27 protein-coding genes are annotated in these 22,071 nt (G+C 27.8%); 16 read left to right on the forward strand and 11 right to left on the reverse strand.

The genetic code is table 11. The features are described from left to right. Positions 1-154 precede the first annotated feature (154 nt). The 4 genes from AC5LG6_RS00005 to apt are packed head-to-tail and all read right to left on the reverse strand — an operon-like array spanning position 155 to position 4,056. On the reverse strand, positions 155-1,579 hold the full coding sequence (locus tag AC5LG6_RS00005) for a leucyl aminopeptidase (protein WP_498585376.1): 1,425 nt from the start codon (positions 1,577-1,579) through the stop codon (positions 155-157). Beyond that, on the reverse strand, positions 1,569-2,270 hold the full coding sequence (locus AC5LG6_RS00010) for a DedA family protein (protein ID WP_498585377.1): 702 nt from the start codon (positions 2,268-2,270) through the stop codon (positions 1,569-1,571). Before AC5LG6_RS00010 ends, AC5LG6_RS00005 begins: the two co-directional genes overlap by 11 nt. 8 nt (positions 2,271-2,278) lie before the next feature. Beyond that, positions 2,279-3,505 (reverse strand): tryptophan synthase subunit beta, encoded by a 1,227-nt coding sequence (gene trpB / locus AC5LG6_RS00015; RefSeq protein WP_066218886.1) that lies wholly within the window; start codon positions 3,503-3,505, stop codon positions 2,279-2,281. Next, positions 3,502-4,056 (reverse strand): adenine phosphoribosyltransferase, encoded by a 555-nt coding sequence (gene apt, locus AC5LG6_RS00020; protein WP_498585378.1) that lies wholly within the window; start codon positions 4,054-4,056, stop codon positions 3,502-3,504. Before apt ends, trpB begins: the two co-directional genes overlap by 4 nt. Positions 4,057-4,106: 50 nt before the next feature. Between apt and AC5LG6_RS00025 the strand changes: the two genes are divergently transcribed. After that, a complete protein-coding gene (locus AC5LG6_RS00025) occupies positions 4,107-4,946 on the forward strand; it encodes a DNA ligase (protein ID WP_498585379.1) in 840 nt (279 codons plus the stop codon). A 3-nt stretch (positions 4,947-4,949) separates the two neighbouring features. Here AC5LG6_RS00025 and AC5LG6_RS00030 read toward each other — a convergent pair whose 3' ends face one another. Then, positions 4,950-5,117 carry a hypothetical protein gene (locus tag AC5LG6_RS00030; RefSeq protein ID WP_164071317.1) on the reverse strand — a complete coding sequence of 56 codons (168 nt, stop codon included), beginning with the start codon at positions 5,115-5,117 and terminating at the stop codon, positions 4,950-4,952. Positions 5,118-5,234: 117 nt separating this feature from the next. On the opposite strand from AC5LG6_RS00030, the gene AC5LG6_RS00035 reads away from it, so the two are divergent. Both AC5LG6_RS00035 and AC5LG6_RS00040 read left to right on the forward strand, forming a co-directional pair. Continuing rightward, entirely contained in the window at positions 5,235-6,386 is a 1,152-nt protein-coding gene (locus AC5LG6_RS00035) for a trans-sulfuration enzyme family protein (protein WP_081560292.1), read from the forward strand. Further along, on the forward strand, positions 6,383-7,882 hold the full coding sequence (locus tag AC5LG6_RS00040) for a PLP-dependent transferase (RefSeq protein ID WP_498585380.1): 1,500 nt from the start codon (positions 6,383-6,385) through the stop codon (positions 7,880-7,882). Before AC5LG6_RS00035 ends, AC5LG6_RS00040 begins: the two co-directional genes overlap by 4 nt. A gap of 157 nt (positions 7,883-8,039) precedes the next feature. Here the strand turns inward: AC5LG6_RS00040 and AC5LG6_RS00045 are convergent, their stop codons facing one another. From AC5LG6_RS00045 to AC5LG6_RS00065, 5 genes are all read right to left on the reverse strand, one after another. Next, positions 8,040-8,909: a 4Fe-4S binding protein gene (locus AC5LG6_RS00045; protein WP_498585381.1), complete on the reverse strand. Its 870-nt coding sequence runs from the start codon at positions 8,907-8,909 to the stop codon at positions 8,040-8,042. Continuing rightward, a complete protein-coding gene (locus AC5LG6_RS00050) occupies positions 8,888-9,361 on the reverse strand; it encodes a TlpA family protein disulfide reductase (protein WP_390839444.1) in 474 nt (157 codons plus the stop codon). Before AC5LG6_RS00050 ends, AC5LG6_RS00045 begins: the two co-directional genes overlap by 22 nt. Next, positions 9,361-10,686, reverse strand: coding sequence for a c-type cytochrome (locus tag AC5LG6_RS00055; protein WP_498585382.1), 1,326 nt, complete (start codon positions 10,684-10,686; stop codon positions 9,361-9,363). Before AC5LG6_RS00055 ends, AC5LG6_RS00050 begins: the two co-directional genes overlap by 1 nt. Then, entirely contained in the window at positions 10,683-12,077 is a 1,395-nt protein-coding gene (locus AC5LG6_RS00060) for a c-type cytochrome (RefSeq protein WP_260967572.1), read from the reverse strand. The genes AC5LG6_RS00055 and AC5LG6_RS00060 overlap by 4 nt, the downstream gene beginning before the upstream one ends. Positions 12,078-12,163: 86 nt before the next feature. Continuing rightward, complete coding sequence (locus AC5LG6_RS00065) at positions 12,164-12,829, reverse strand: response regulator transcription factor (RefSeq protein ID WP_066164316.1); 666 nt, start codon at positions 12,827-12,829, stop codon at positions 12,164-12,166. A gap of 107 nt (positions 12,830-12,936) precedes the next feature. Between AC5LG6_RS00065 and AC5LG6_RS00070 the strand changes: the two genes are divergently transcribed. Both AC5LG6_RS00070 and AC5LG6_RS00075 read left to right on the forward strand, forming a co-directional pair. Further along, entirely contained in the window at positions 12,937-13,497 is a 561-nt protein-coding gene (locus AC5LG6_RS00070) for a GNAT family N-acetyltransferase (protein ID WP_498585383.1), read from the forward strand. Between the two features lie 13 nt (positions 13,498-13,510). Further along, positions 13,511-13,831 carry a putative quinol monooxygenase gene (locus tag AC5LG6_RS00075; protein WP_141046246.1) on the forward strand — a complete coding sequence of 107 codons (321 nt, stop codon included), beginning with the start codon at positions 13,511-13,513 and terminating at the stop codon, positions 13,829-13,831. A gap of 45 nt (positions 13,832-13,876) precedes the next feature. On the opposite strand, the gene AC5LG6_RS00080 is transcribed toward AC5LG6_RS00075, so the two are convergent. After that, positions 13,877-14,785 carry a metal ABC transporter solute-binding protein, Zn/Mn family gene (locus tag AC5LG6_RS00080; protein ID WP_498585384.1) on the reverse strand — a complete coding sequence of 303 codons (909 nt, stop codon included), beginning with the start codon at positions 14,783-14,785 and terminating at the stop codon, positions 13,877-13,879. Between the two features lie 119 nt (positions 14,786-14,904). Between AC5LG6_RS00080 and AC5LG6_RS00085 the strand changes: the two genes are divergently transcribed. From AC5LG6_RS00085 to AC5LG6_RS00135, 11 genes are all read left to right on the forward strand, one after another. Beyond that, positions 14,905-15,267 (forward strand): Fur family transcriptional regulator, encoded by a 363-nt coding sequence (locus AC5LG6_RS00085; RefSeq protein ID WP_066218868.1) that lies wholly within the window; start codon positions 14,905-14,907, stop codon positions 15,265-15,267. Positions 15,268-15,304: 37 nt separating this feature from the next. Beyond that, positions 15,305-16,525 (forward strand): Na+/H+ antiporter NhaA, encoded by a 1,221-nt coding sequence (nhaA, locus tag AC5LG6_RS00090; RefSeq protein ID WP_390881716.1) that lies wholly within the window; start codon positions 15,305-15,307, stop codon positions 16,523-16,525. Then, on the forward strand, positions 16,515-16,829 hold the full coding sequence (locus tag AC5LG6_RS00095) for a hypothetical protein (RefSeq protein WP_498585385.1): 315 nt from the start codon (positions 16,515-16,517) through the stop codon (positions 16,827-16,829). The genes nhaA and AC5LG6_RS00095 overlap by 11 nt, the downstream gene beginning before the upstream one ends. Continuing rightward, positions 16,829-17,515: a ferritin-like domain-containing protein gene (locus AC5LG6_RS00100; protein WP_066359223.1), complete on the forward strand. Its 687-nt coding sequence runs from the start codon at positions 16,829-16,831 to the stop codon at positions 17,513-17,515. The genes AC5LG6_RS00095 and AC5LG6_RS00100 overlap by 1 nt, the downstream gene beginning before the upstream one ends. Before the next feature lie 3 nt (positions 17,516-17,518). Beyond that, positions 17,519-17,794 carry a hypothetical protein gene (locus tag AC5LG6_RS00105; RefSeq protein ID WP_066164641.1) on the forward strand — a complete coding sequence of 92 codons (276 nt, stop codon included), beginning with the start codon at positions 17,519-17,521 and terminating at the stop codon, positions 17,792-17,794. Then, entirely contained in the window at positions 17,791-18,135 is a 345-nt protein-coding gene (locus AC5LG6_RS00110; RefSeq protein ID WP_066164638.1) for a magnetosome protein MamC family protein, read from the forward strand. The genes AC5LG6_RS00105 and AC5LG6_RS00110 overlap by 4 nt, the downstream gene beginning before the upstream one ends. A gap of 1 nt (position 18,136) precedes the next feature. Beyond that, positions 18,137-18,505: a YtxH domain-containing protein gene (locus AC5LG6_RS00115; protein ID WP_498585386.1), complete on the forward strand. Its 369-nt coding sequence runs from the start codon at positions 18,137-18,139 to the stop codon at positions 18,503-18,505. Between the two features lie 5 nt (positions 18,506-18,510). Then, on the forward strand, positions 18,511-20,628 hold the full coding sequence (locus tag AC5LG6_RS00120) for a heavy metal translocating P-type ATPase (protein ID WP_498585387.1): 2,118 nt from the start codon (positions 18,511-18,513) through the stop codon (positions 20,626-20,628). A 155-nt stretch (positions 20,629-20,783) separates the two neighbouring features. Continuing rightward, on the forward strand, positions 20,784-21,053 hold the full coding sequence (locus AC5LG6_RS00125) for a hypothetical protein (RefSeq protein ID WP_228199245.1): 270 nt from the start codon (positions 20,784-20,786) through the stop codon (positions 21,051-21,053). A 60-nt stretch (positions 21,054-21,113) separates the two neighbouring features. Next, positions 21,114-21,821, forward strand: coding sequence for a UMP kinase (gene pyrH, locus AC5LG6_RS00130; protein ID WP_066153209.1), 708 nt, complete (start codon positions 21,114-21,116; stop codon positions 21,819-21,821). Between the two features lie 31 nt (positions 21,822-21,852). Beyond that, entirely contained in the window at positions 21,853-22,071 is a 219-nt protein-coding gene (locus AC5LG6_RS00135; RefSeq protein ID WP_066164626.1) for a DNA-directed RNA polymerase subunit omega, read from the forward strand.

The raw sequence follows: 22,071 nt of genomic DNA on the forward strand, positions 1-22,071 counted from the left end.
ACTGGCAATATTTTTTGAAGGAAGATTAGATAGTGAACTTAAAATTTAAGTTCTGGTGTGATAGGATTTCTCCTATCAGAATTACTTTGACACGAAATATTTAACGGTCTCTAAAAGTTGGTATAAAATACCAACTTTTATTTAACTATATAAATTATAATTTTATTAAGTCTTTTATAAATTGAACAGCCATTCTAACACCTGTTCCACTTGCACCGTATGGATTATATCCCCAAGCTTTTTCTACAAATGCAGGTCCAGCTATATCGAAATGTATCCATCTGTTTTTATTCTCTTCATATATAAAATTATCTAAAAACATTCCAGCAGTTATAGCTCCACCGTATCTTGTATTTGAGATATTACAAACATCTGCTATTTCTGATTTTATACATTTTTTTAAATATCTATTAAAATCAAGTTTTGTAGCATACTCTCCAGAATTTTGTGCTGATACTAAAGCTTGATGTTTAAGCTCTTCACTATTTCCCATAATTCCTGTTGTATATTCACCAAGTCCAACAACACAAGCACCAGTTAAAGTTGCAAAATCTAAAAGATAGTCTATATTTTTAATCTCATCTTGAGCATAACATAAACAATCTGCAAGAACTAATCTTCCTTCTGCATCTGTATTTCTTACTTCTATAGTTTTACCATTTTTAGCTCTTAAAATATCATCTGGCTTATAAGCATTTCCACCAACCATATTTTCAACAGCACCAATAATTGCATGAACTTCAATAGGTAATTTTAATTTTGCAATAACTTTTATAGTATTTAAAACAGCAACTCCACCTGATTTATCAGCTTTCATAGTAATCATAAAATCAGCTGGTTTTAAAGATAATCCACCACTATCATAAGTTAAACCTTTTCCAACAAGTACAACTTTTTTAATAGCTTTTTTAGGTTTATATTTAAGATGTATTAGTTGTGATTCATGAATAGAAGCACGTCCCACACTATGCATTGACATCATTTTTTGCTTTTCTAAATCTTTTTCACCTAAAATTTCACAATCAAGTTCAAACTCTTTTGCAATATTTTGTGCCTCTTTTACAAAACTTTTTGGTGTAAAATCAGCAGGAGCAGTGTTTACAATATCTCTTGCACTATTTACTGCCTCACAAATAGTTTGAGACTCTTTTAAAATAGTAGTTAATTGAGAATCTTTATCATCAACAACAAAAGCTAACTCCTGTTTTTTATTACTTTTTTCACTTTTATAATTATCAAATGAATATGAACCTAAAATTGCCCCTTCAACTAAAGCTTTAAAATTATCTTTTAAACTATTATTTAATAAAAGTTTTACACTCTTATATTTTGTTGAGTTAAATCTCTTAATTGCAGTTGCCATTGCAATTGCTAAACTATCGTATGTAAACTCTTCAAAAGAAGCATATATTTTTTTACTTTGTACCAATAAAACTGCTGTTTCATCTTTTACTTTAAACTCAAGATTTTCTAAAATCTCTCTATCCTTTTCATACTCAATTTGATTTAAATTATTTACTAAAACTATCTCTAAATCAAAATCTTTATTTTTTGATATTTCTAAAATATTAATTTTCATCCATTACCCTTTTTTCAATTTTTTTTGTTGCTTTGTTAAAATAATATATAATTCCTCCACCAAAAATAGCTGCTATTGGAATTGCTAAATACCAGTGCTCTTTTGCCCAGTGTAAAACAACCATAATCTGATTTCCAAAATACCAAACAGGAACGATTGTAATAGCAGCCCAACACCAAGCACTTATTAAATTTATAAATGCAAATTTTCTTGCATCATATCTTGTAAGTCCTATAGAAATTGGAATAATTGTTCGCATACCATACATATATCTTTGAGTAAAAATTATTGGCCAACCATGTTTTTTTAAAAGTAAATGGGCAAATGCAAATTTTCTTCTTTGTCCTCTTAATCTTTTTAAAACTCCCTCTTTATTGAATCTACCAATATAAAAATATACTTGATCTCCGGCAAATCCACCAAGACCTGCAATAAAAATAGCTAAAAATAGATTCATAGAGCCATCATGAGCCATAAGACCAGCCATAATTAAACCCATCTCACCTTCTAGCATACTCCATACAAAAAGTATCGCATAACCATACTGTTTTAAAAGATAAATAAATTTCTCTTCAAACCCATCAACAGGAGCATTGTATAGATTATAAAAAAGAAAAGATAAAAATGTTATCAATCCGACTGCAAAAATCTTTCCTGTATATGGCTGAATTTTCCTAAAAAGTTCTCTCATTTTTATCCTTATTCAAAATTTAGTAGGCTTTTTGCCTGTATCATATCTTTATCACCTCTACCTGATAGACAAACTATTACTAATTTATCTTTCAATTTATCTTTTGCTTTTTTCAAATATGCAATTGCATGAGCTGATTCAAATGCTGGAATAATTCCCTCTTTTTGACTTAACCAAACAAATGCATCAAGGGCTTCTTTATCAGTTATATTATCATATGTAACTGTTTTATTATCTTTATGAAAACTATGTTCTGGTCCAACTCCTGGATAATCAAGACCAGCACTAATACTATGGGCTTCTAAAACTTGTCCATCTTCATCTTGAAGTAAATATGAACACTGTCCATGTAAAATTCCAGGAGTTCCTTTTGCTAAACAACTTCCATGTTTAGGCGTATCAAGTCCTAATCCCCCTGCTTCAATTCCAACACAAGTAACACTTTTATCTTCTAAAAAATGAGAAAACATACCAATTGAGTTTGATCCTCCACCAATACATGCAACTACATAATCAGGAAGTCTATTCTCTTTTTCAAGTATTTGTTTTCTTGATTCGTAACCAATAATTGCTTGAAAATCTCGCACCATCATAGGATATGGATGAGGACCTGCAACTGTTCCAATTATATAAAAAGTATCTCTTGCATTTGTAACCCAATATCTAATAGCATCATTCATTGCATCTTTTAAAGTTTTACTTCCACTTTCTACTGCAACAACTTTAGCACCTAAAAGTTTCATTCTAAATACATTTAACTCTTGTCTTTGTACATCTTTTGCACCCATAAAAACAGTACACTCAAGTCCAAGCAAAGCTGCGATTGTTGCAGTTGCAACTCCATGTTGTCCAGCTCCTGTTTCAGCTATTACTTTTGTTTTCCCCATTTTTTTTGCTAGTAATCCTTGAGCAATAACATTGTTTACTTTATGAGCACCTGTGTGATTTAAATCTTCTCTTTTTAAATAGATTTTTGCTCCAAGCTCATCACTTATATTTTTTGCAAAATATAGTGGATTTTCACGTCCAACATAATCTTTTAAGTAGTAGTTTACCTCAGCCCAAAACTCTTTATCAAATCTATATTTACTATAAGTAGCTTCAAGCTCTTTTAAAATAGGCATCAATGTTTCAGGAACATATTGTCCTCCAAAAATTCCAAACTCACCACCAACACCAAACTCTCCATTTGAATTTGGATCAAATATACTTTTTTTTGGGATATAGTTACTCATATTTCTAGCACCGCATAAACAGGAGTTTTCTTTTCAAGTTTGGCTTTTCCAGGCAATATAGAAAAATTCAAAATAAAACAAGCTTCAACTAAAGAGGCATCTAATTTTTCTATTAAATTAGCAGCTGCAACTGCTGTTCCACCACTTACAACTAAATCATCTATTAAAAGAACTTTTGGTTTTTTTATATCTCTAAAAGCATCAAAATGAACTTCAACCTCATCAAATCCATACTCAAGTTCATACTTTTCACATAAAGTTGTACTAGGGAGTTTCCCTTTTTTTCTTATTGGTACAAAACCAATTTTAAGTCTTGAAGCAAGAGCTGCTCCAAATAAAAATCCTCTTGCTTCAATTCCTGCTATAAAATCTAAATTATATTTTTTATATCTATATTCAAGATGGTTCATAAGTAGTTCAAATGCATCTTTATTATTTAAAAGTGTTGTAATGTCTTTAAAGCTAATACCTGGTTTTGGAAAATCCTCAACTGTTCTTATAGAGTCTATTAAAAGCTTTTTTTCATCATCTGTTAAAATATCTTTACTCAAAGTTTTCCCTTTTATATTGAAAATCGAATTATTTTAGCTAAAATAAAATTATGATACAGTTTAAAATCAAACTATTTAACAATTTTATAAAAGTTTTGTTAACACTTTTTCTTTTTATAAATTTTGCTTTTGCATTAAATTTACAAAAACCTTCAACTTATGAAGATTCTATTGATGTTGCAAATTGGTATATGAGTGAAAAATTAGATGGTATTAGAGCATATTGGGATGGGAAAGAGTTATTTTCTAAAAATAAAAATAAAATATTTGCTCCATCTTGGTTTACAAAAGATTTTCCACCATTTCCTTTAGATGGTGAATTATGGACAAAAAGAGGTGATTTTGAAAATATTCAAAGTATTGTTTTAAGTCAACAAGAGTCAAAAGATTGGGAAAATATAACTTACAATATTTTTGAAATTCCAAATGCAAATGGAAATTTTAAAACTAGACTTGATTTTTTAGAAAATTATTTAAAAAAAAATCCAAATAGATATATAAAAATTATTCCTCAAATAGTTTGCAAAGATAAAAATCATTTAAATAAATTTTTAAAAGAACTATTAGAAAATGGTGCAGAAGGAGTGATTATAAAAAATCCAAATTTATCTTATGAAACGGGAAGAACGAATAACTCTTTAAAAGTAAAAGAGTTTCTTGATGATGAGGGGAAAGTCATTGCACATAATTTTAATAAAGATGGTTCATTTAAAAGTTTAAAAATAGAATTAAAAAATAAAACTGTCTTTAATTTAGGTGGTGGATTTAAAAAAGAAGATAGATTAAATCCACCAAAAATTGGACAGTTTGTAACTTTCAAATATTATGGTTTAACAAAAAATGGTAAACCAAAATTCGCTTCATTTTTAAGAGTTAGAGAAGTCGAATAGTATTTAATCCTCCGTTGCTTCGTGAATTGATTTTTTTACATCTTTTACAACTTCAGTTGTTGTATCTTTTGTAGCTTGCCAAGCTGTTTTACTATCTTGTTTTACTCCACTCCAAGTTGCACATCCTTGAAAAAATATTATAAATATTAATAATAATATACTTCTAAGCATCTCTTATCCTTTTATATAAATAAAATTTCATATAAATTTATAGCAAATTTTTGTATCAAATAAGATTAAATTTATTTGGGTACAATTTCCCAAAAATTAGCCAATTTAAGGATTTTTATGAATAAAAGTTTAGAAACTATGCTTTGTCATTTAAAAGATTTTGCACCTTTTAAAGAGCCTACAAACTCTTCACACTTTCCAATATACAACACAGCAACTTTTGATTTAAAAAACCAAAATGGCGATAAAATATATGATTATACAAGAAGCGATAATCCTACAAGAGCTACACTTGAAAACTTTTTTGCTTTTGCTGAAAATGGATATGGAGCTGTTTGTACTCACACAGGAATAGCAGCTGTTTCACTTCTTTTTGAAACTGTTTTAAAAGCAAATTCATCTATTTTAGTTGAAGCTGATTGTTATGGTGGAACATTTAGGCTTTTAAAAGTTTTTAAAGAAAAATATAATATTAATGTAAACTTTACAGATTTTACAGATTTAAATATGGTTGAACATATTTTAAAAACTAATAATATAGATTTGGTTCTTTGTGAAAGTCCTACAAATCCAGGCTTAAAAATAATAGATTTAAAAGAAATATCTAAACTTTGTAAAGCACACAATTCTCTTTTCGCAGTTGATAACTCACTTGCAACTTTTATTAGTCAAAAACCTCTTGATTTAGGAGCTGATTTTTCACTATTTTCTACAACTAAATTTATAAGTGGTCACGGAAGTGTAATTGCAGGTGCTATTGTTGCAAAAACTAAAGAGAACTCAGAAAAACTTCACTACTACTCAAATGCTTTAGGAAGAAACCAAAATCCTCTTGATGTACATCTAATATCACTTGGAATTAGTAGCCTAAAAGTTAGAATGAAAGCAAGCGAAAAATTAGCAAAAAAATTTGCTAAATGGCTTGAAAAACAAGATTTTATAGAAAAAGTTACATTTCCAGCACTTAAATCACATCCACAAAGAGCTTTAGCAAAAAAACAGATGAAAATAATTCCTAGCGTTTTTTGTGCTGATTTTAAAAGTGTAGAATTAGCAGAAAAATTTATAGAAAATGCAAAAATATTTGGAGAAAAATGCTCTTTTGGAAGTGCTGATAGTAGAGTTGAAATACCTTCTAAAATATCTCATGCATCTTTTTCAAAAGAGGAATTAAAGGCAATTGGAATATCTGATAGTACAGTACGATTTTCTATTGGATTTGAAGATTTAAAAGATTTAAAAGAGGATTTATTAGAAGCTATAAAATGATAAAAGAGTCTATTTTTAAACCAATCTCTTGTGGTGAGACTTTACCAGTAAATAATATTCATGCAGTTTCTACATCTATGCCAACACTTCAAGATGTAATTGATTATGAAGAACAAACACCAGAGATTTTAGAAAAAATAACAGTTGCATATCCTAGATTTATAGTTCATCCTTATCTTAAAAAACTAGCAATTTATTTAAAATCAAAATATAAAGTTAGTGATAATTATGAACTTATTCTTCTTAGCAGCAAAAAGGCAGTAAAAGTTGTAAGCTCTAGATTTTATATAAATAATCCAATAGATATTGATGAAGATTTTGGTGTAATTATGGTTTTAAAAGGAAGACAGTACCAAAAAGTTTTAAAATTTATTCAACATGTTGGGTACAATTTATCTTCAAGATTAGCTGAAGATTATTTATATAATCTAGGAATCATTTCAAATATTCACAAAGAAGAGCTAGAAGAGAAAACAAAAGCAAAAGATATAGTAGTTTCAACTTTATCAAATGCCTATAATCAACCCCAGAAAAACATATCTTTAACTCCTTCAGGAATGAATGCAATGTATTGTGTTCTAAAAGGAATTAAGAATATTCAAGCAAAAAATGGAAGAACTATTTTAGTTCAACTAGGATGGCTATATCTTGATACTATGAATATTGTAAATCACTATTTTGAAGAGAGTAAAATATTTTATGATATTACAAATCTTGATAACTTGGAGAATTTTTTAAAAGAGAATGGATTAAAAGTTTCAGCAATAGTTACAGAAATTCCTACAAATCCACTTGTGCAAACAGTTGATTTAGAAAAACTTAAAAATCTTTGTAAATTTTATAATATTCCTTTGGTTATAGACTCTACTTTTGCAACACCATATAATCTTAATTTAAACTCTTATGCTGATATTTATGTTGAATCATTGACAAAATTTGCTTGTGGAAATGCAGATGTTTTAATGGGTGCAATTATTTTAAATAAAAACTCAAAAATCTCACATATTTCACAAGAGTTTTTTAAACACTGTGATGAACCATATATAAAAGATATTCAAAGATTGGCTTTAGAGATACAAGGTTATAAAACTAGAGTTAAAAAAATATCTTCAAATACAAAAAAATTAGTCGAATATTTTCAAAAATCATCTTATATAGATGAAATTTTTTACTGTTTAAGTCCAAAATATAAAGAGAATTATGAAAAACTTATGATTGATGAAAATAGTCTATGTGGAATAATATCAATCACCTTTAAAAAAGATTTTCAGAAAGTTTATGATAATTTAAACTTTCCAAAAGGTCCAAGCCTTGGAACTGAATTTACACTTCTTATGCCCTATACATATTTAGCACACTATGATTTAATAGTAAGTAAAGAGGGTAAAGAGTTTTTAGAAAAAATAAATCTTCCTATAAATCTTCTTAGAATATCTGTTGGAGTAGAAAATATAGATGAGATAAAAAAAGAGTTTGAGAAATTAAAAGATATTTAATTATTTTTAAATTTATTATTCAAACAAAAAATTAACACTTATAATATAAAATTGCTTCAAATGGTCAATATTAAATATTATACTTTATTAAAGAGATATCAGCCTCCTACAAAATTAACTGAGAAATCTCTAAGATTAGAAGATATTGACCATTTTTTTATTTATACAACTCTTTATTTGTAAAATAGCAGTTATCTAAAAAAGAGCTATCTAAAATATAAAAAATCACAAATATCATCAATAAAAAGACTATTATTCCAAAAATATAACCATTTTTTGAAAAACTTCTAAAAATATTTCTATCTTCAAATTTTTTCTTTATTAGAGATAATTTATTAAATTTTAACATCACTTTTTCACAAGCAACTTCACAAAGTCCACATTGAACACATCTTATATCAAAACCAGCTTTTATATCAAGTTCATCAATAGGACAGATTTTTACACATTTATTACACTCTATACAACTTTCTTTATCAAAAAACTCAAAAGTTTGTTTATCTTTTTGAGGAAGAATCGCACTTACAAAAAAGTAAGGACACAAAATAGAACAATACCAACCACGAAATACTAAAAAGATACTTGTAAATAGAGTTGTTAAAATTCCTACAAAAATTGAAGCTGTATCAAATTTTGTAAAATTTAGAACTAAATTAGAAGCTGATGTAAAATATGAAATAGTTGAAAATGCTAAAACAAAAGCAAATAGAAAAATTGTAAAAAAAAGAATAAAAGGATTTTTTATAGATGTAGTTATAAATGTAGCAAAAGAAGAGGGACAAAAATATCCACAAAAAAACCTAGAAATAGTAAAATTCAATCCTACTAACAATCCAATAAATAAAGAGATAACAATATAAATAAGTTGATGAGTTGAAGCTTCAAAAGCCATAAATAAAAACTCAAGTCTATGAAACTCAAAATTAAACATCAAAAAATGAATATTATTAAAACTAAGCCAAGGAGTTATAACATATAAGCAAAATGTTATAAATAAAGTTGGTGCTAAAACCTGTTTTTTTGCCATAAATCTATCCTTTGTTCTGGTGGTAAAGTACCATTTTCATACAAACCTTGTTGTAAATTTTTAACAAGTTTTGTCAAAAGTAGTTCATTAAAAGAGTTATATTTTTTTATTACTTTTAGTTCTTTATCAAAAACTAAAATATAAGGAACGCTTTTATCTACACCAAATTTTTTAGAATCTTCAAAAGAAATAGAATTTGTTTTGAAATTTGAAGTTTGAGATAATATTTTTGGCAATTCTTCATCAACAAAAAATAAAGTAACAAAAACATCACTATTATTTTTTGAAAAAGACTCTAAATAATAATTTGTTTTTTGACAAACAGGACACCAAGAAGTTACAAATGCAACTATATTTATTTTATCTTTCTTTAAAATATCTTCTAAAAAAGGAGTAGCAAATGCCACTCCTTTTAAAACTATTACTAAAAATAAAAGCCTAAAGAGTTTCATTATTTAGCCTCTTTCAATTCTAAAATCCAAGTTGCTAATTTTTTAGCTTCATCTTCACTTACATCTTGAGGTGGCATAGGAATAACATCGTATTTATTCTCACTTCCATTCATCATACTTTTTACTAAAACAGCTACTTCACTATTTTTAGTTGATACTTCTTTAAATGAAGGACCTACTAATTTAACATCTACATTATGACAAGAAAAACACCCTTTTGATTCGGCTAAAACAGCTGGATCATTTAAGTCAAGTGCTGGTTTATTTGCCATTTCTTCTTTATATTTTTCATATTCAGTTAAAGAAGCATTCATAAAATCTTCAGTTGCTTGAGCTTGAAGAGCAAGTGGTTCAGCAAAAGAAACAACTCTAACACCTTCTCTTGTTGTTGCCATTAAAAAAATCGATAACAATACAAGTGCTACTACTCTAAATGCTGATTGAGAACTTACAACCTCATCTTTAAATTTACTTAATACATATAAAAATGCAACAATCAATAATAATGAAGCAATAAAAGGTAAATAAATAAATCCTGTATGCATTAAAGCTTCACTAATTCTTGCAGTAAATACAAAAGGCAATAGTGGCATTACAACTATATTTAAAGGAGTTGCTAATAAAAACCATTTTTTACCTTGACTGATAGAAATTTTCCCTATTTCAGTATCACCTCTTTTTACCCATCTAGCTCCAATAAATATCATAACAATACCTGTTGCCATAAATGCTGTTAAAAAGAAGTTTAAAAGTCTAAATCCAGTAACTGGAGTAAACATAATTTCCCAAATATTACTTATACTCGCAAAAAGTTCTGGTTGCATATAAAGATTTGACATTGACATAAATATAAATGGCAATGTAAAAAATGCTAATACTGTAGATAATCCAATTGCTATATGAAAACCTTTATGATTTTGCAAAGCATGCCAAGAAAATTTATAAGCATAAGATAATAAGAACGCAATAATATTTCCATAAATAATATGTAAAATATGCGGACTAATTTTTAAAATTGCTGTATAAAAAAATCCAGTAAAAAGCACAGAGATTACAAGCAATGGAGCAACTCCCCATAAAGCACCCATATTTTCTGAAACTGTTGTATAGTTTGTCATTCTATAAGCAAACTTATCATAGTTTGAATCTTTTTTAAATACACCCATAATATTATAAATAACAGAAGCAGTTGAAGCTCCAATTAACATATAAATAAAACAAATATGTACAACAAAAACTATAATTCCTAAAATACTAAAAAACTCTAAAGGTAAACCTAAAGTTGGTGTAATTAATGGAATATCAAATGGTAATTTCCAATTCATTTTATAACTCCTTTAGTGTTTAAAGATTTAATATAAGCTGCTAACGCATCTTTTTCAGATTCAGTTCCTACAAATGGAGGCATATATGGAGTCCCACCACCTGGAAGATTATTTAATCTATTTCTAATAGCATCATGCGACCAACCAGTTGTCAAACCTTTTAATCCATTAATACCATTTTCAGTGTGACAGATACGACACTCTATTTGATAAATAGATTTACCAACTTCTAAAATATTTGATTTATCTTCATTTACAACTTTTTTGCTTTCATCTAAGAAAATAGCATGTTTTAAAATTCCAACCTTATTTAAATATGGAACATCTGTTGTTCTAATACCATTTGAATACATATAATTATAAATTAAAAAAGGTTTTCTTATAAACTCTCTTACTCTTTCTTCATATCCCCAAAGAACTAAAAATCCAGCAACCATTAAACTTGCTGCTAAATATGGCATTCTTTTTGGTGAAAAATAAGCGATTATTGTTGTAACAATAATTGAAGCACCAACACCAATAGCCATTAGATACATTAAATCAAATCTATCTTCAAAAGCTCTTGTCATAACAGCAGTTGGAATCATAGAAAGTGCAGCAGCAGGAATTTCTGTATAATACCAGTAACCAAAAATAGCACTTATAGGAACTGTAATCATCATAATTCCTGCTAAAAACTTAATAAGTCTAGCTTTTGCTTCTTTATCTTCTTCATTTTTTGAAAAAGTTGCAATTATCCAAGTCCACATAATAGCAAGTGCGGCTGCAAATGCAATCGATGTAAATGTTCTAAATGCTAAAGAAGGCCACCAAGTTGGATTAAATAAAGCATTATTATAATTTACATTTCCAGGATAAATTTCAGGGTCTACCCAAGGTTGTCCATCAAAGTTCGGAGTTAACATAAATGCTAAAATTGCAGTGATAATAACCATTGTTAACCATGAAGAGATAGCATAATAAACACCTAGTCTTATAGTCTTCTTTCTTCCTTCTTCACTTGTTTGATTTTTTTTCCAAGTCATAAACAATAGTAAAAGAAGTACAACTTCAAAGTTGAAAACTATCCACTCAATAAACCATTTCCAGAAAAATACTCTAATTAATCCACCAATTGCATTTGGACTCAAAATATTTGCATGTATCCACATACCAACACCTGTTAATGCCCCAACGGATGTAGAGACAATAAAAAAAACCATAACAACTTTATAAGTTAAATTATAAGCTTGCATATCGTTTTTCTTATTTGCCCACCAAGCCATTGCAGCAAGAACAACTGAACCTCCAACTGCACCTCCATGAGATACAAAGACATGAATAATTGCATTTATTGCCATTAACATTCTTTGCCCTATAAAAGGCATTTCAAATATGGGGTAATCAAACATACCCAATCCTCCTGTATATTTATTTGCTTAATGCAAACGATATTTTAGATATACAGTGTTAATTATTCGTTTGTAATATTTAATGACTATATGTTTATTTTATAGCCACTTACTCTGTTTGATAAGATAATATCGTTTCCTAAAAGCTGTCTAATTTTATGAATATGAAAACGAATTACTCCATTTTTACTATCGCTACAAGCTGGGTATATCTCTTTTTCTAAATCTTCGATAGGTACAAAAATATCTCTAAATTTAAGCAGATAATCTAAAATTAATAATGGCTTCTCTCCTAAAATTATTTCATTATCATTTATTAATATTTTTTTTTCAAATATGTCATATTTAATATTATTTTTTATAATTATATAATCTGAATAAATTTTAAATTGTCTTCTAATAAGTGCTTTTATTCTTAAAATTATCTCATCTTCATCTACATTTCTTATAACACACTCGTCACAACCTGATATAAAAGATGGTTTTATAATGCTTGAAATTGAAGCTATAACCATTTTCATAGTCATATCATGGCACTCATTTAATAATTTTATTAATTGAAATCTAGGAATTGCTTTCTCTTCATTTATATTCAATAAATATAAATCATATAGGTTATAATAAATAGATTCTAAAAATTCATCATTATTACTACAAATATCTACTAAAAAATTATTATTTTTTAAAATCTCTATAATTTGAGATATAGATTTATCATTACTTTCTAGAACTAAAATTCTTATTGCCTTCAATAATTTTCTCCAAATTTTAAATAATCATAAGTATTTTAAAATAAATCTATTAATTATCTGTTAGTTAAGCTTTAGTAGAATCCACAAAAAACGCATTTTGGAAAATTATGATAAAAAAAGCAGATAAAAAAAATATTAATAATATTTCAACACTTATTTATGATGCAATTCACAGTGTTGCAAACACTTTAACTGGTGAAAATGAAGATAAAAAAATTTTAGAAACTTTGGATTATTATATAAAAATGGATGTTTGTAGGCTTAGTTATAACAATATTTATACTTATATTATAGATAATCAAAATGTTGGTATTTTACTAGCTTATAGTTCAAATGATGTAGAAAAACTAGATAAGCCAATGCTTGAGCACTTAAGAAGAAAAAATATTTTTTTAGATTCATTTGAAAAAGAGTGTTTTAAAGATGAATTTTATATAGATACTGTTAGTGTAACTCCTAGCTTTCAAGGAAGAGGAATAGCAAAAGAGTTATTTAGTTTTGCTGAACAAAAAGCAAAAGAGTTAGATTTTAAAAAACTCTCACTTTTAGTTGATTTTGAAAATCCAAAAGCAAAAGCTTTGTATGAAAGATTAGGATTTCAAGATAATGAAATTCTAAAAGTTTCAGGAAGTAACTTTTATCATATGATAAAGCAATTAGATTTATAAAAAAGGAAAAATTATGTCAAAAAGAGTTTATTGTATAGCTTCATTTGAAGCAAAAGATTGTTTAAATGAAGAGTTATTTAAAGTATTACAATCTTTAGAACCACAAACTATAAGAGAAGATGGTTGTATTCAATATATTGTTACAAAACATATAACTCATCCAAATGCAACTGGAAAAAGCTTTCCAATAGTATTTAATGAAATTTGGGAATCAAAAGAGGCTTTTGAGCTTCACTGCAATAAACCTTATATAAAAGAGTTTTTTCATAAACATTGTGTGCTAGAAGATGGACTTGTAAAAGATTTTAATGTTTGTGTTTATAGTGATGAATAAAGAAATATTTAAAATAGAGCTTAATTTAAGCTCTATTTTTTAAAATCATTTATAACTTTTTGCAATCTCGTTTGCTACAAGAACCATATTATTGTACCAATCATCACTTAATGGATCTATAGATACTACATTTGCACCAACATTTTGTGAAATTGTTTTTGCACTTTTTTGTGAAAATTGAGGTGCTACAAATACTATTTTTATATTATGTTTTTTTGCTTCTTCTACTAACTGAAGTAACTCATTTGGTTTTGGCTCTTTCCCTTCAATCTCAATAGATATTTGCTCAATATCATATCTTGCAGCAAAATATCCCCAAGATGGATGAAATACCATAAAAGCAGAGTCTTTATAAGGTTTTAATATATTTTTTATCTCATTATCCAAATTATCTAGCTCTTTTACAAACTCTTCATAATTAGCTTTATAAAAATCACTATTTTCTTCATCTATTTTAACCATTGCTTCATAAATATTTTTTGCTTGAATTTTTACACTTATTGGGTCTAACCAAATATGAGGATCAAGTCCATCATCTTCATGAGAGTGTCCATTTTTATCTTCATGTTTATGATTAGAATGATTATATTTTTTGTGCTCATCTTCTTCATCATGATGAGTATGTTCAACCATAGCAATTTTTTCTACTCCAATAGTTGTATCAACAAAAATTGTACTTTTTGCATTTTGTTTAAATCTATTAATCCAAGCTTTTTCACTAGGTTCTCCTATCATAAAATATGCTTTTGAATTACCTAAAGATTTCATTTGAGATGCCTTTGGCTCAAAATTGTGAGGAGAACTACCTGGTTTTACCATAACATTAATATCAAACTTATCTTTTACTATTTTTTCTACAAAATACTTTTGTGGTAAAATCGTAACTGTTAACTCCTGCTTTGAAGCAAATAAAATTGTTGTAAACAACATAAAAACTAGTAAATAATTTCTCATATTTATCCTTTGTATTTAATATATTATGCAACTGGGTTGCAAATTTCTTGACATTCTAAACTTTTTATTCTTTAATGCAACTTAGTAGCACTTAATTAAATTTTAGTTAGAATAAATTTATGATAAAAGAAAATTTTTCAAATATAAAACTTACAAGTGCCAGAAAATCTATCTTGGATATACTTATAAACTCAAGTAAACCATTAAGTTATGAAGATATAAAAGATAAAATATCTATGGATAAGGCAACTTTTTATAGAAATATCACGATTTTTGAAGAAGAAAATCTTATAAACTCTTTTGAGTCAAATGATAAAAAAAGATATTTTGAAATAAAAGATATTGAGCATTCACACTTTATTTGTAACAACTGTTCAAATATTGAGTGTATTTTTGAAAAACCAAACTTTCTTTTACAAGATTATAAAATTGAAAATATTATCCTAAAAGGAAAATGTAAGGAGTGCAATAAAAATGGCTAAAATACTTTCCGCTAGCTACTTAAGAAAAATTGTAAATATAAAGAATCAATACAAATTTATAAGAAGCTTTATATCAACTGCAACTTTAAGTGGAATTCAGCTCTTTTTGGTGACAGTTTTGGCTGTTTATATAGCAAACTCTATGTTTGCTCCACAATATTTTGAACTTTTAAAAACACATTTTAGCTTCTCATTTGGTACACACACTTTTTCTATGAGCCTTCAACATTGGATAAATGATGTTTTGATGGCACTATTTTTCTTAGTTGTTGGCTTAGAGATAAAAAGAGATATGCTAATAGGTGAGCTTTCAAGTCCAAAAAAAGCATCATTTCCTATAATTGCAGCACTTGGAGGGATGATTATTCCAGCAATATTGTATCTAAGTGTAAATCAATCTCATCCAACAGGATTTGGAATTCCTATGGCTACAGATATTGCTTTTGCCTTAGGAATTTTAATGCTTCTAGGAAAAAGAGTTAGTCTATCTTTAAAAGTATTTTTAGTAACTTTAGCTGTTGTAGATGATTTAGGAGCAATAGTTGTAGTTGCAATATTTTATACAAGTGAACTTCATTATGACTTTTTACTTTATTCAGTTTTAACATATTTTATTCTTATGATTTTTAACTATTTTAATCTAGTACGTGTTATGCCTTACCTATTTATTGGTATTTTTCTATGGATTTTTATACATAGTTCTGGTATTCACTCTACAATAGCTGGAATTCTTCTAGCTTTTGTAATTCCTTTAAAAGCAAAAAATACAACAGTTGAAGAGATTGAAGAGCATAACTCAAAAAGTCCACTTTTGAGAGTTGAACATGCACTTCATAACTTTAGTGCATTTATTATAATGCCTGTTTTTGCATTTGCAAATGCAGGTGTTGAACTAGATTTTGCAAGTGTTATAGAGAATAAAACAATTGTTCTTGGAGTATTTTTAGGTTTACTTATTGGTAAGCCTATTGGAATTTTAGCTTCAACTTATCTTGCAACAAAATTTAAAATTAGTGAAAAACCAGCAAATGTAACTTGGAGTGAAATTTTAGCAGTTGGATTCTTAGCAGGAATTGGATTTACTATGTCAATTTTTATCTCTGTTTTAGCTTTTGATGATCCACATATTGTAAGTGCCGTAAAAATTGGTATTTTTGCTAGTTCAATTAGTGCTGCAGTTATTGGAGTTATCTTTCTTCTAATTGTGGGGAAAAAAGAGACACAAAAAGAGTTTCTAGAAGGTCTAAATGATAAATAGTGAAACTATCATAAGAATTTCTAGTTATTTCACAATTATTGCACATACTCCTGGAAGATTAAGAGTTAGAGTAAATCCAAAAATAGTCAATGAAGCACAGAATATATCTTTAGATGATATTACAAATCTTCCAAAAAAAATATCTGGTATTGAAGATATTAAAATAAATAAAATTATAGCTTCTATTACAATTATATATAATCCTACTATTTTTAAGCCAAAACTATGGGAAGATTTGATAAAAAATGAAAATATAGATGAAATAACACAAATTATAAATAATCTATCAAAGGAGGCTATATAATGCCCATAGATTACAATATTTTAATTAAAAAAAGAGTTGATTTAAATTCAAATATAAATATTGATGAGCAGATTTTACAAATTGCTATTTATGATGAGTTTAAAGCTTACGAAACTTATAGCAAAATAATTGAAACTTTTGGAAATATAGATCCATTTATCAATATTAAAGAGTCTGAAGCAGTACACTATAGTATGCTTATAAAATTAGCAGAAAAATATAGTGTAGAAGTTCCAATAAATGACTGGAAAGATAAAATAGAAATCCCAAATAATCTAATAGAGTGTTATGAATTAGGAGTTGCAGCAGAGATTGAAAATATTGCTATGTACAATAATCTTTTAATAAATTCAACAAAAAGTGATATTACAGATGCACTTTTTAGACTTCAAGCTGCCTCTTTTAACAATCATTTACCAGCTTTTAGATCTTGTGTAATAAATTACTACAATAGCTTTCACTCTTCTTCAAATAGTAGCGAAGATATTATGCAAAAAATGCAAGAGTACCAAGAGATTGTAAATAATCTTATGAGTGGAAATATAGATGAAAATACAATTTCAAATCTTAGTTCAAAACTATTTTCAAATATAAGTTTTCAATTTTTAGGTGGCGCTGTTAGTGGAGCTGCAATTGTAGCACTTTTAAATCAATTTTTAGAAAATCAAAATTCAAACAAGGAGTAAAAAATGGCATTACCATTTATAGCTGGTTTAGCTCTTGGAGCTTTAGGAGTTGTTGCTTATAAAAATAGAGATATCATTAAGAAAAAGGGTGGAAATATTTTTAAAGATGCAAAAGAAAAAGGTGAAATTTTAAAAAAAGATATTGAAACAAAAATTTCACAAACAAAAAAGAAGTTTGAAAAAGAAGATACAAAAAAAATAGTTGAAAAACCAAAAGCTACAAAAAAAACATATTCAAGAAAGCCAAAAACTACTGAAAATAAAGAGGCAAATTTATGAAAAATATAAATACAGGAACGCCTAGAAATGTTTTAGGTCATGTAATAAGTGGTGCAATAGCAAGTGCTGTTATTAGTGGTGCAATAAATTACAAGAAATATCAAAACGGTCAAATAAAAAAGTGTGAAGCAATAAAAGATACTACAAAAAAAGCAACTCAAGGTGCTATTGTTACAGGAAGCGCTATTGCTACAACGAACTATATTGGTGAAGGAAACTATCTTAGAGCTTTAACATCAGCATCTATTGGAATGGCTGGAATTTATGCATTAGAAATAATTGAAGAAAAACTAGAGCAAAAATACTTAATAAACCAAAATCTAGAATTAGAGGAAAACTAAAATGGCTAATAACAATCAAAATTTTAATCAATATAACACAGATATAAATAGTACAAGAAATAACAATCAAAATGGGCTAAATATAAACCAAAACCCATACATCAATAGTGGTGTAAATCAAAATTTTATAGGACAAAATCCGAATAATCAAATGCAAAATCAATCAAGCTCTTTTTTAAATGGGGATTTTATAAAAGGTGCATTAATTGGAGCAGTAGCAACTTATATTTTAACAAATAAAAATGCTCAAGAGAGTATTTTTGAAACAATAAACAAAGTAAAAAATCTTGCAACTGCTGGCTTTGAAGAGCTAAAAGAGAGAATTGAAGATGCAAAAGCAGCTTCAAAAGTAAATGAACAAGAGTTTTAAAAATAATGAATAAAAAATTTATAAAAGTTCATCAAATAGGACTTAGAGCTAGATATAAGCTTGAAATACTAAAAGATAATTTTATAGATGAAGATATTTTAAAAGGTTATTTTAATAATTTTAGTGAAATACAAAGTATAAGAGTAAATAAAAAAGCATATTCAATAATATTTGAACTAAAAAAAGATATCTTTCAAGATATAGAAAAGAGATTAAAAACTATTACTTTAGAAAATCTCTTAAAATCTGCATCAAAAAATGAAGCTAGTGTTTGTGTCTCTTGTACATCAAACAAAGAGCCATCTATAAAAGGAACTCTACTTGCAACTACTGCTTTGGTTGCCGAAAGATTGGTTACAAATAATAGTTTAAAAGCTGCTATTACAAGCGTTGCTTCAGTTCCTCTTCTAATTGATGGTACAAAAGAGCTTTTTAATGATGGCTTAACTTCTCATGTACTTGAAGCAGCAGCTGTAGCTATTTCTATTTATAGAAAAGATTATCTTGCAGCAAACTCAACAAATGCTATGTTAGAGCTTGGTGAATATATAGAAGAAACTACTGTTCATAAAAGTGATGATTTACTAAAAGAGCTAGCTCGTCCAAATATTGAAGAAGCTTGGGTTGAAAGAAAAGTAGATGGAAAAGTAGTAGAAGTTTTAGTAAAAACAGCTGAACTAAAAGTAGGTGATATTGTAGTAGTTGGAGCAGGAAGTACTATTGCAATAGATGGTCATATAATAGATGGAGCAGGTACAATTAACCAAGTATCAATGACTGGAGAGGCTGAACCAATAGCAAAATATAGAGGAGATAGAGTAATATCTGGAACTATTGTCGAAGAAGGAAGATTTAGAATTTGGGCTGAGCAAGTTGGTGCGAATACGGCAACTCAAAGAATAAAACATTACATAGAAAACTCTTTAAATGAAAAGTCATCTGCTCAGCTAAAAGCAAATCGACTTGCAGACAAGCTAGTTCCTGTTACCCTAGGATTAGCAACCGCTGCTTATATTTTTACAAAAGATTTTCAAAGAGTTGCATCTGTACTTCAAGCTGATTACTCTTGTGCTTTAAAACTTGCAACTCCTGTTGCTTTTAAATCTACAATTTCAAAAGCTGGTCATAGTGGAATTATGATAAAAGGTGCAAAATCTATTGAAGCACTAAGCAGTGCTGATACCTTTGTTTTTGATAAGACAGGAACTCTTACAAGTGGTGAATTAGAAGTTATAAGTGTTGATTCCTATGATAAAAATTGGAGTGAAGAGAAGCTTTTAAATCTTACAGCTTCAACAGAAGAGCACTATTTTCATCCTGTAGCTGAAGCTGTTGTAAAAGCAGCAAAAGAGAGAGGTTTTGTACATATGCATCACGAAGAGGTTCAATTTATAGTAGCCCATGGTGTAAAAACAGAAATAAAAGGTAAAAATGTAGTAATAGGAAGCAGACATTTTTTAGAAGATGACGAAAAAATAGATTTTTCTTCATACAAAAAAGATATTGAAAACTCTTTAAAAAAGAGTGATACTTTACTATATGTTGGATATGATGGTAAACTTTTAGGAACTATTGGACTTAGTGATGAGTTACGAGAAAATACAAAAGAGAGTATAAAAAGATTAAAATCTCTTGGTGTAAAAAATATTGTAATGCTAACAGGAGATACAAAAACAAAAGCTTTAAAAATTGCTGATGAGTTAGGTATTAATGAGGTAAAAGCCGAACTTTTACCTCAAGATAAAGCAAATATTGTAAAAGAGTTGATGCAAGAGGGTAAAAAAGTTGCTTTCATTGGAGATGGTATAAATGATGCCCCTGCTCTTATATCTTCTCATGTTGGAATTTCAATGAGTCGTGGAGCTGATATAGCAAAAGCAACTGCTGATATTAGTCTATTAAAAGATGATATTTCTGCTGTTGTTGAAGCAAAGGAGTTTGCAAATAAAACCATGAATTTGATAAATACTAACTTCAATGCAACTGTTGGAATAAATAGTACAATTCTTTTAGGTGCAACTTTTGGTCTATTTTCTCCTATTGTAACAGCTGTATTGCACAATGGAACAACAATAGGATTACTATTAAATTCGATAAAAGGGGTAAAATTAGCTAAAAAATAGATTTTAATAATAGTTATCAGTTTTGTTTAAGAAATTAAATAATACAATTCTTTTAATTTATTAAAGGATATATTTTATGCCATTTTTATTACCATTAGCGACTTTAATCACAGGTGTTTTGACAGTTAAAACTGTAAATAAAACTATAAAAACTTATGAAAGAAGAAAAAAAAGAGATGAAAGAGCTAAAATTTGATTTAGAACTTCAAAAAGAAGTTGCAAAAATTGGAATGAGTGCAACTTTAGGTGCAACTGTTGTAACTTCAATGTTTATGAAAAATAAAATTGCCAAAAATACTCATATTATTGCAGGTGTTGCATTTTGCGGTTTTGCACTATGGCATCATATGCTTTACCAACCAAAAAAATCAAAAAAAGAGAATGAAAAAAATATTATAAATCCAACAAAATCTTCAATAAAATAAACTAAGTTTTTGTTAATCATATTTTAGATAAAATGCAAAAATTATTGAAGGATAAAATAGATGAATAAAAGAGTTCTTGTAAAGTTCTCAGGAGAAGCATTAGCTGGAACTGAAGGATATGGAATTGATACAAAAATATTAGATTATATAGCTGAAGAGATTAAAACTTTAGTTGAGCATGGTGTTGAAGTTGCTATTGTTATTGGTGGTGGAAATATTATTCGTGGTGTTACTGCTGCTGCTGATGGTGTTATTAAAAGAACAAGTGCTGATTATATGGGAATGCTAGGAACAGTAATCAATGGTGTTGCTATGCAAGAAGCCTTAGAATACAAAGGTTTGAGCGCAAGGTTGCAAACTGCTATAAAAATGGAAGAGATAGCTGAACCTTTTATTGTAAGAAAAGCTATGAGACATTTTGAAAAAGGAAGAGTTGTAATTTTTGGAGCAGGAACTGGAAATCCATATTTTACTACTGATACAGGTGCAACACTAAGAGCTACTGAAATTGGTGCAGATTTACTTATAAAAGCAACAAAAGTTAATGGAGTTTATGATAAAGATCCAATGAAATTTGCAGATGCAGTAAAATTAGAAAATCTTACATATGATAGAGCTTTAGAAGACCATATAAAAGTTATGGATGACACTGCTATTGCTTTAGCAAAAGATAATAAACTACCAATTGCTGTTACAAATATGAATGAAAAAGGAAATTTGCTAAGAATTGTACAAGGCGATTATAGCAAATGTTCAATAGTTAAATAGTTCAAAATAGATTTTAAAAAGGATATTAAAAATGGAAAGATTAGAAGAGAGAATTTCAAGAGCTTTAAAACAAGTTGATAATGATAGATATGTTTTAGCAATTGCAGTTGGACAAAGAGCAGATGAATTAAGCAAAGGTGCAAAACCACTTTTAAGCCAAAATACTCAAAAAATGAAATATACAGATATTGCAATTGATGAAATAGCAAGTGGATTGCTAAAAATCAACGGTTTTACTGATAAAAAATAG

This window comes from Arcobacter thermotolerans (genome assembly GCF_983172305.1).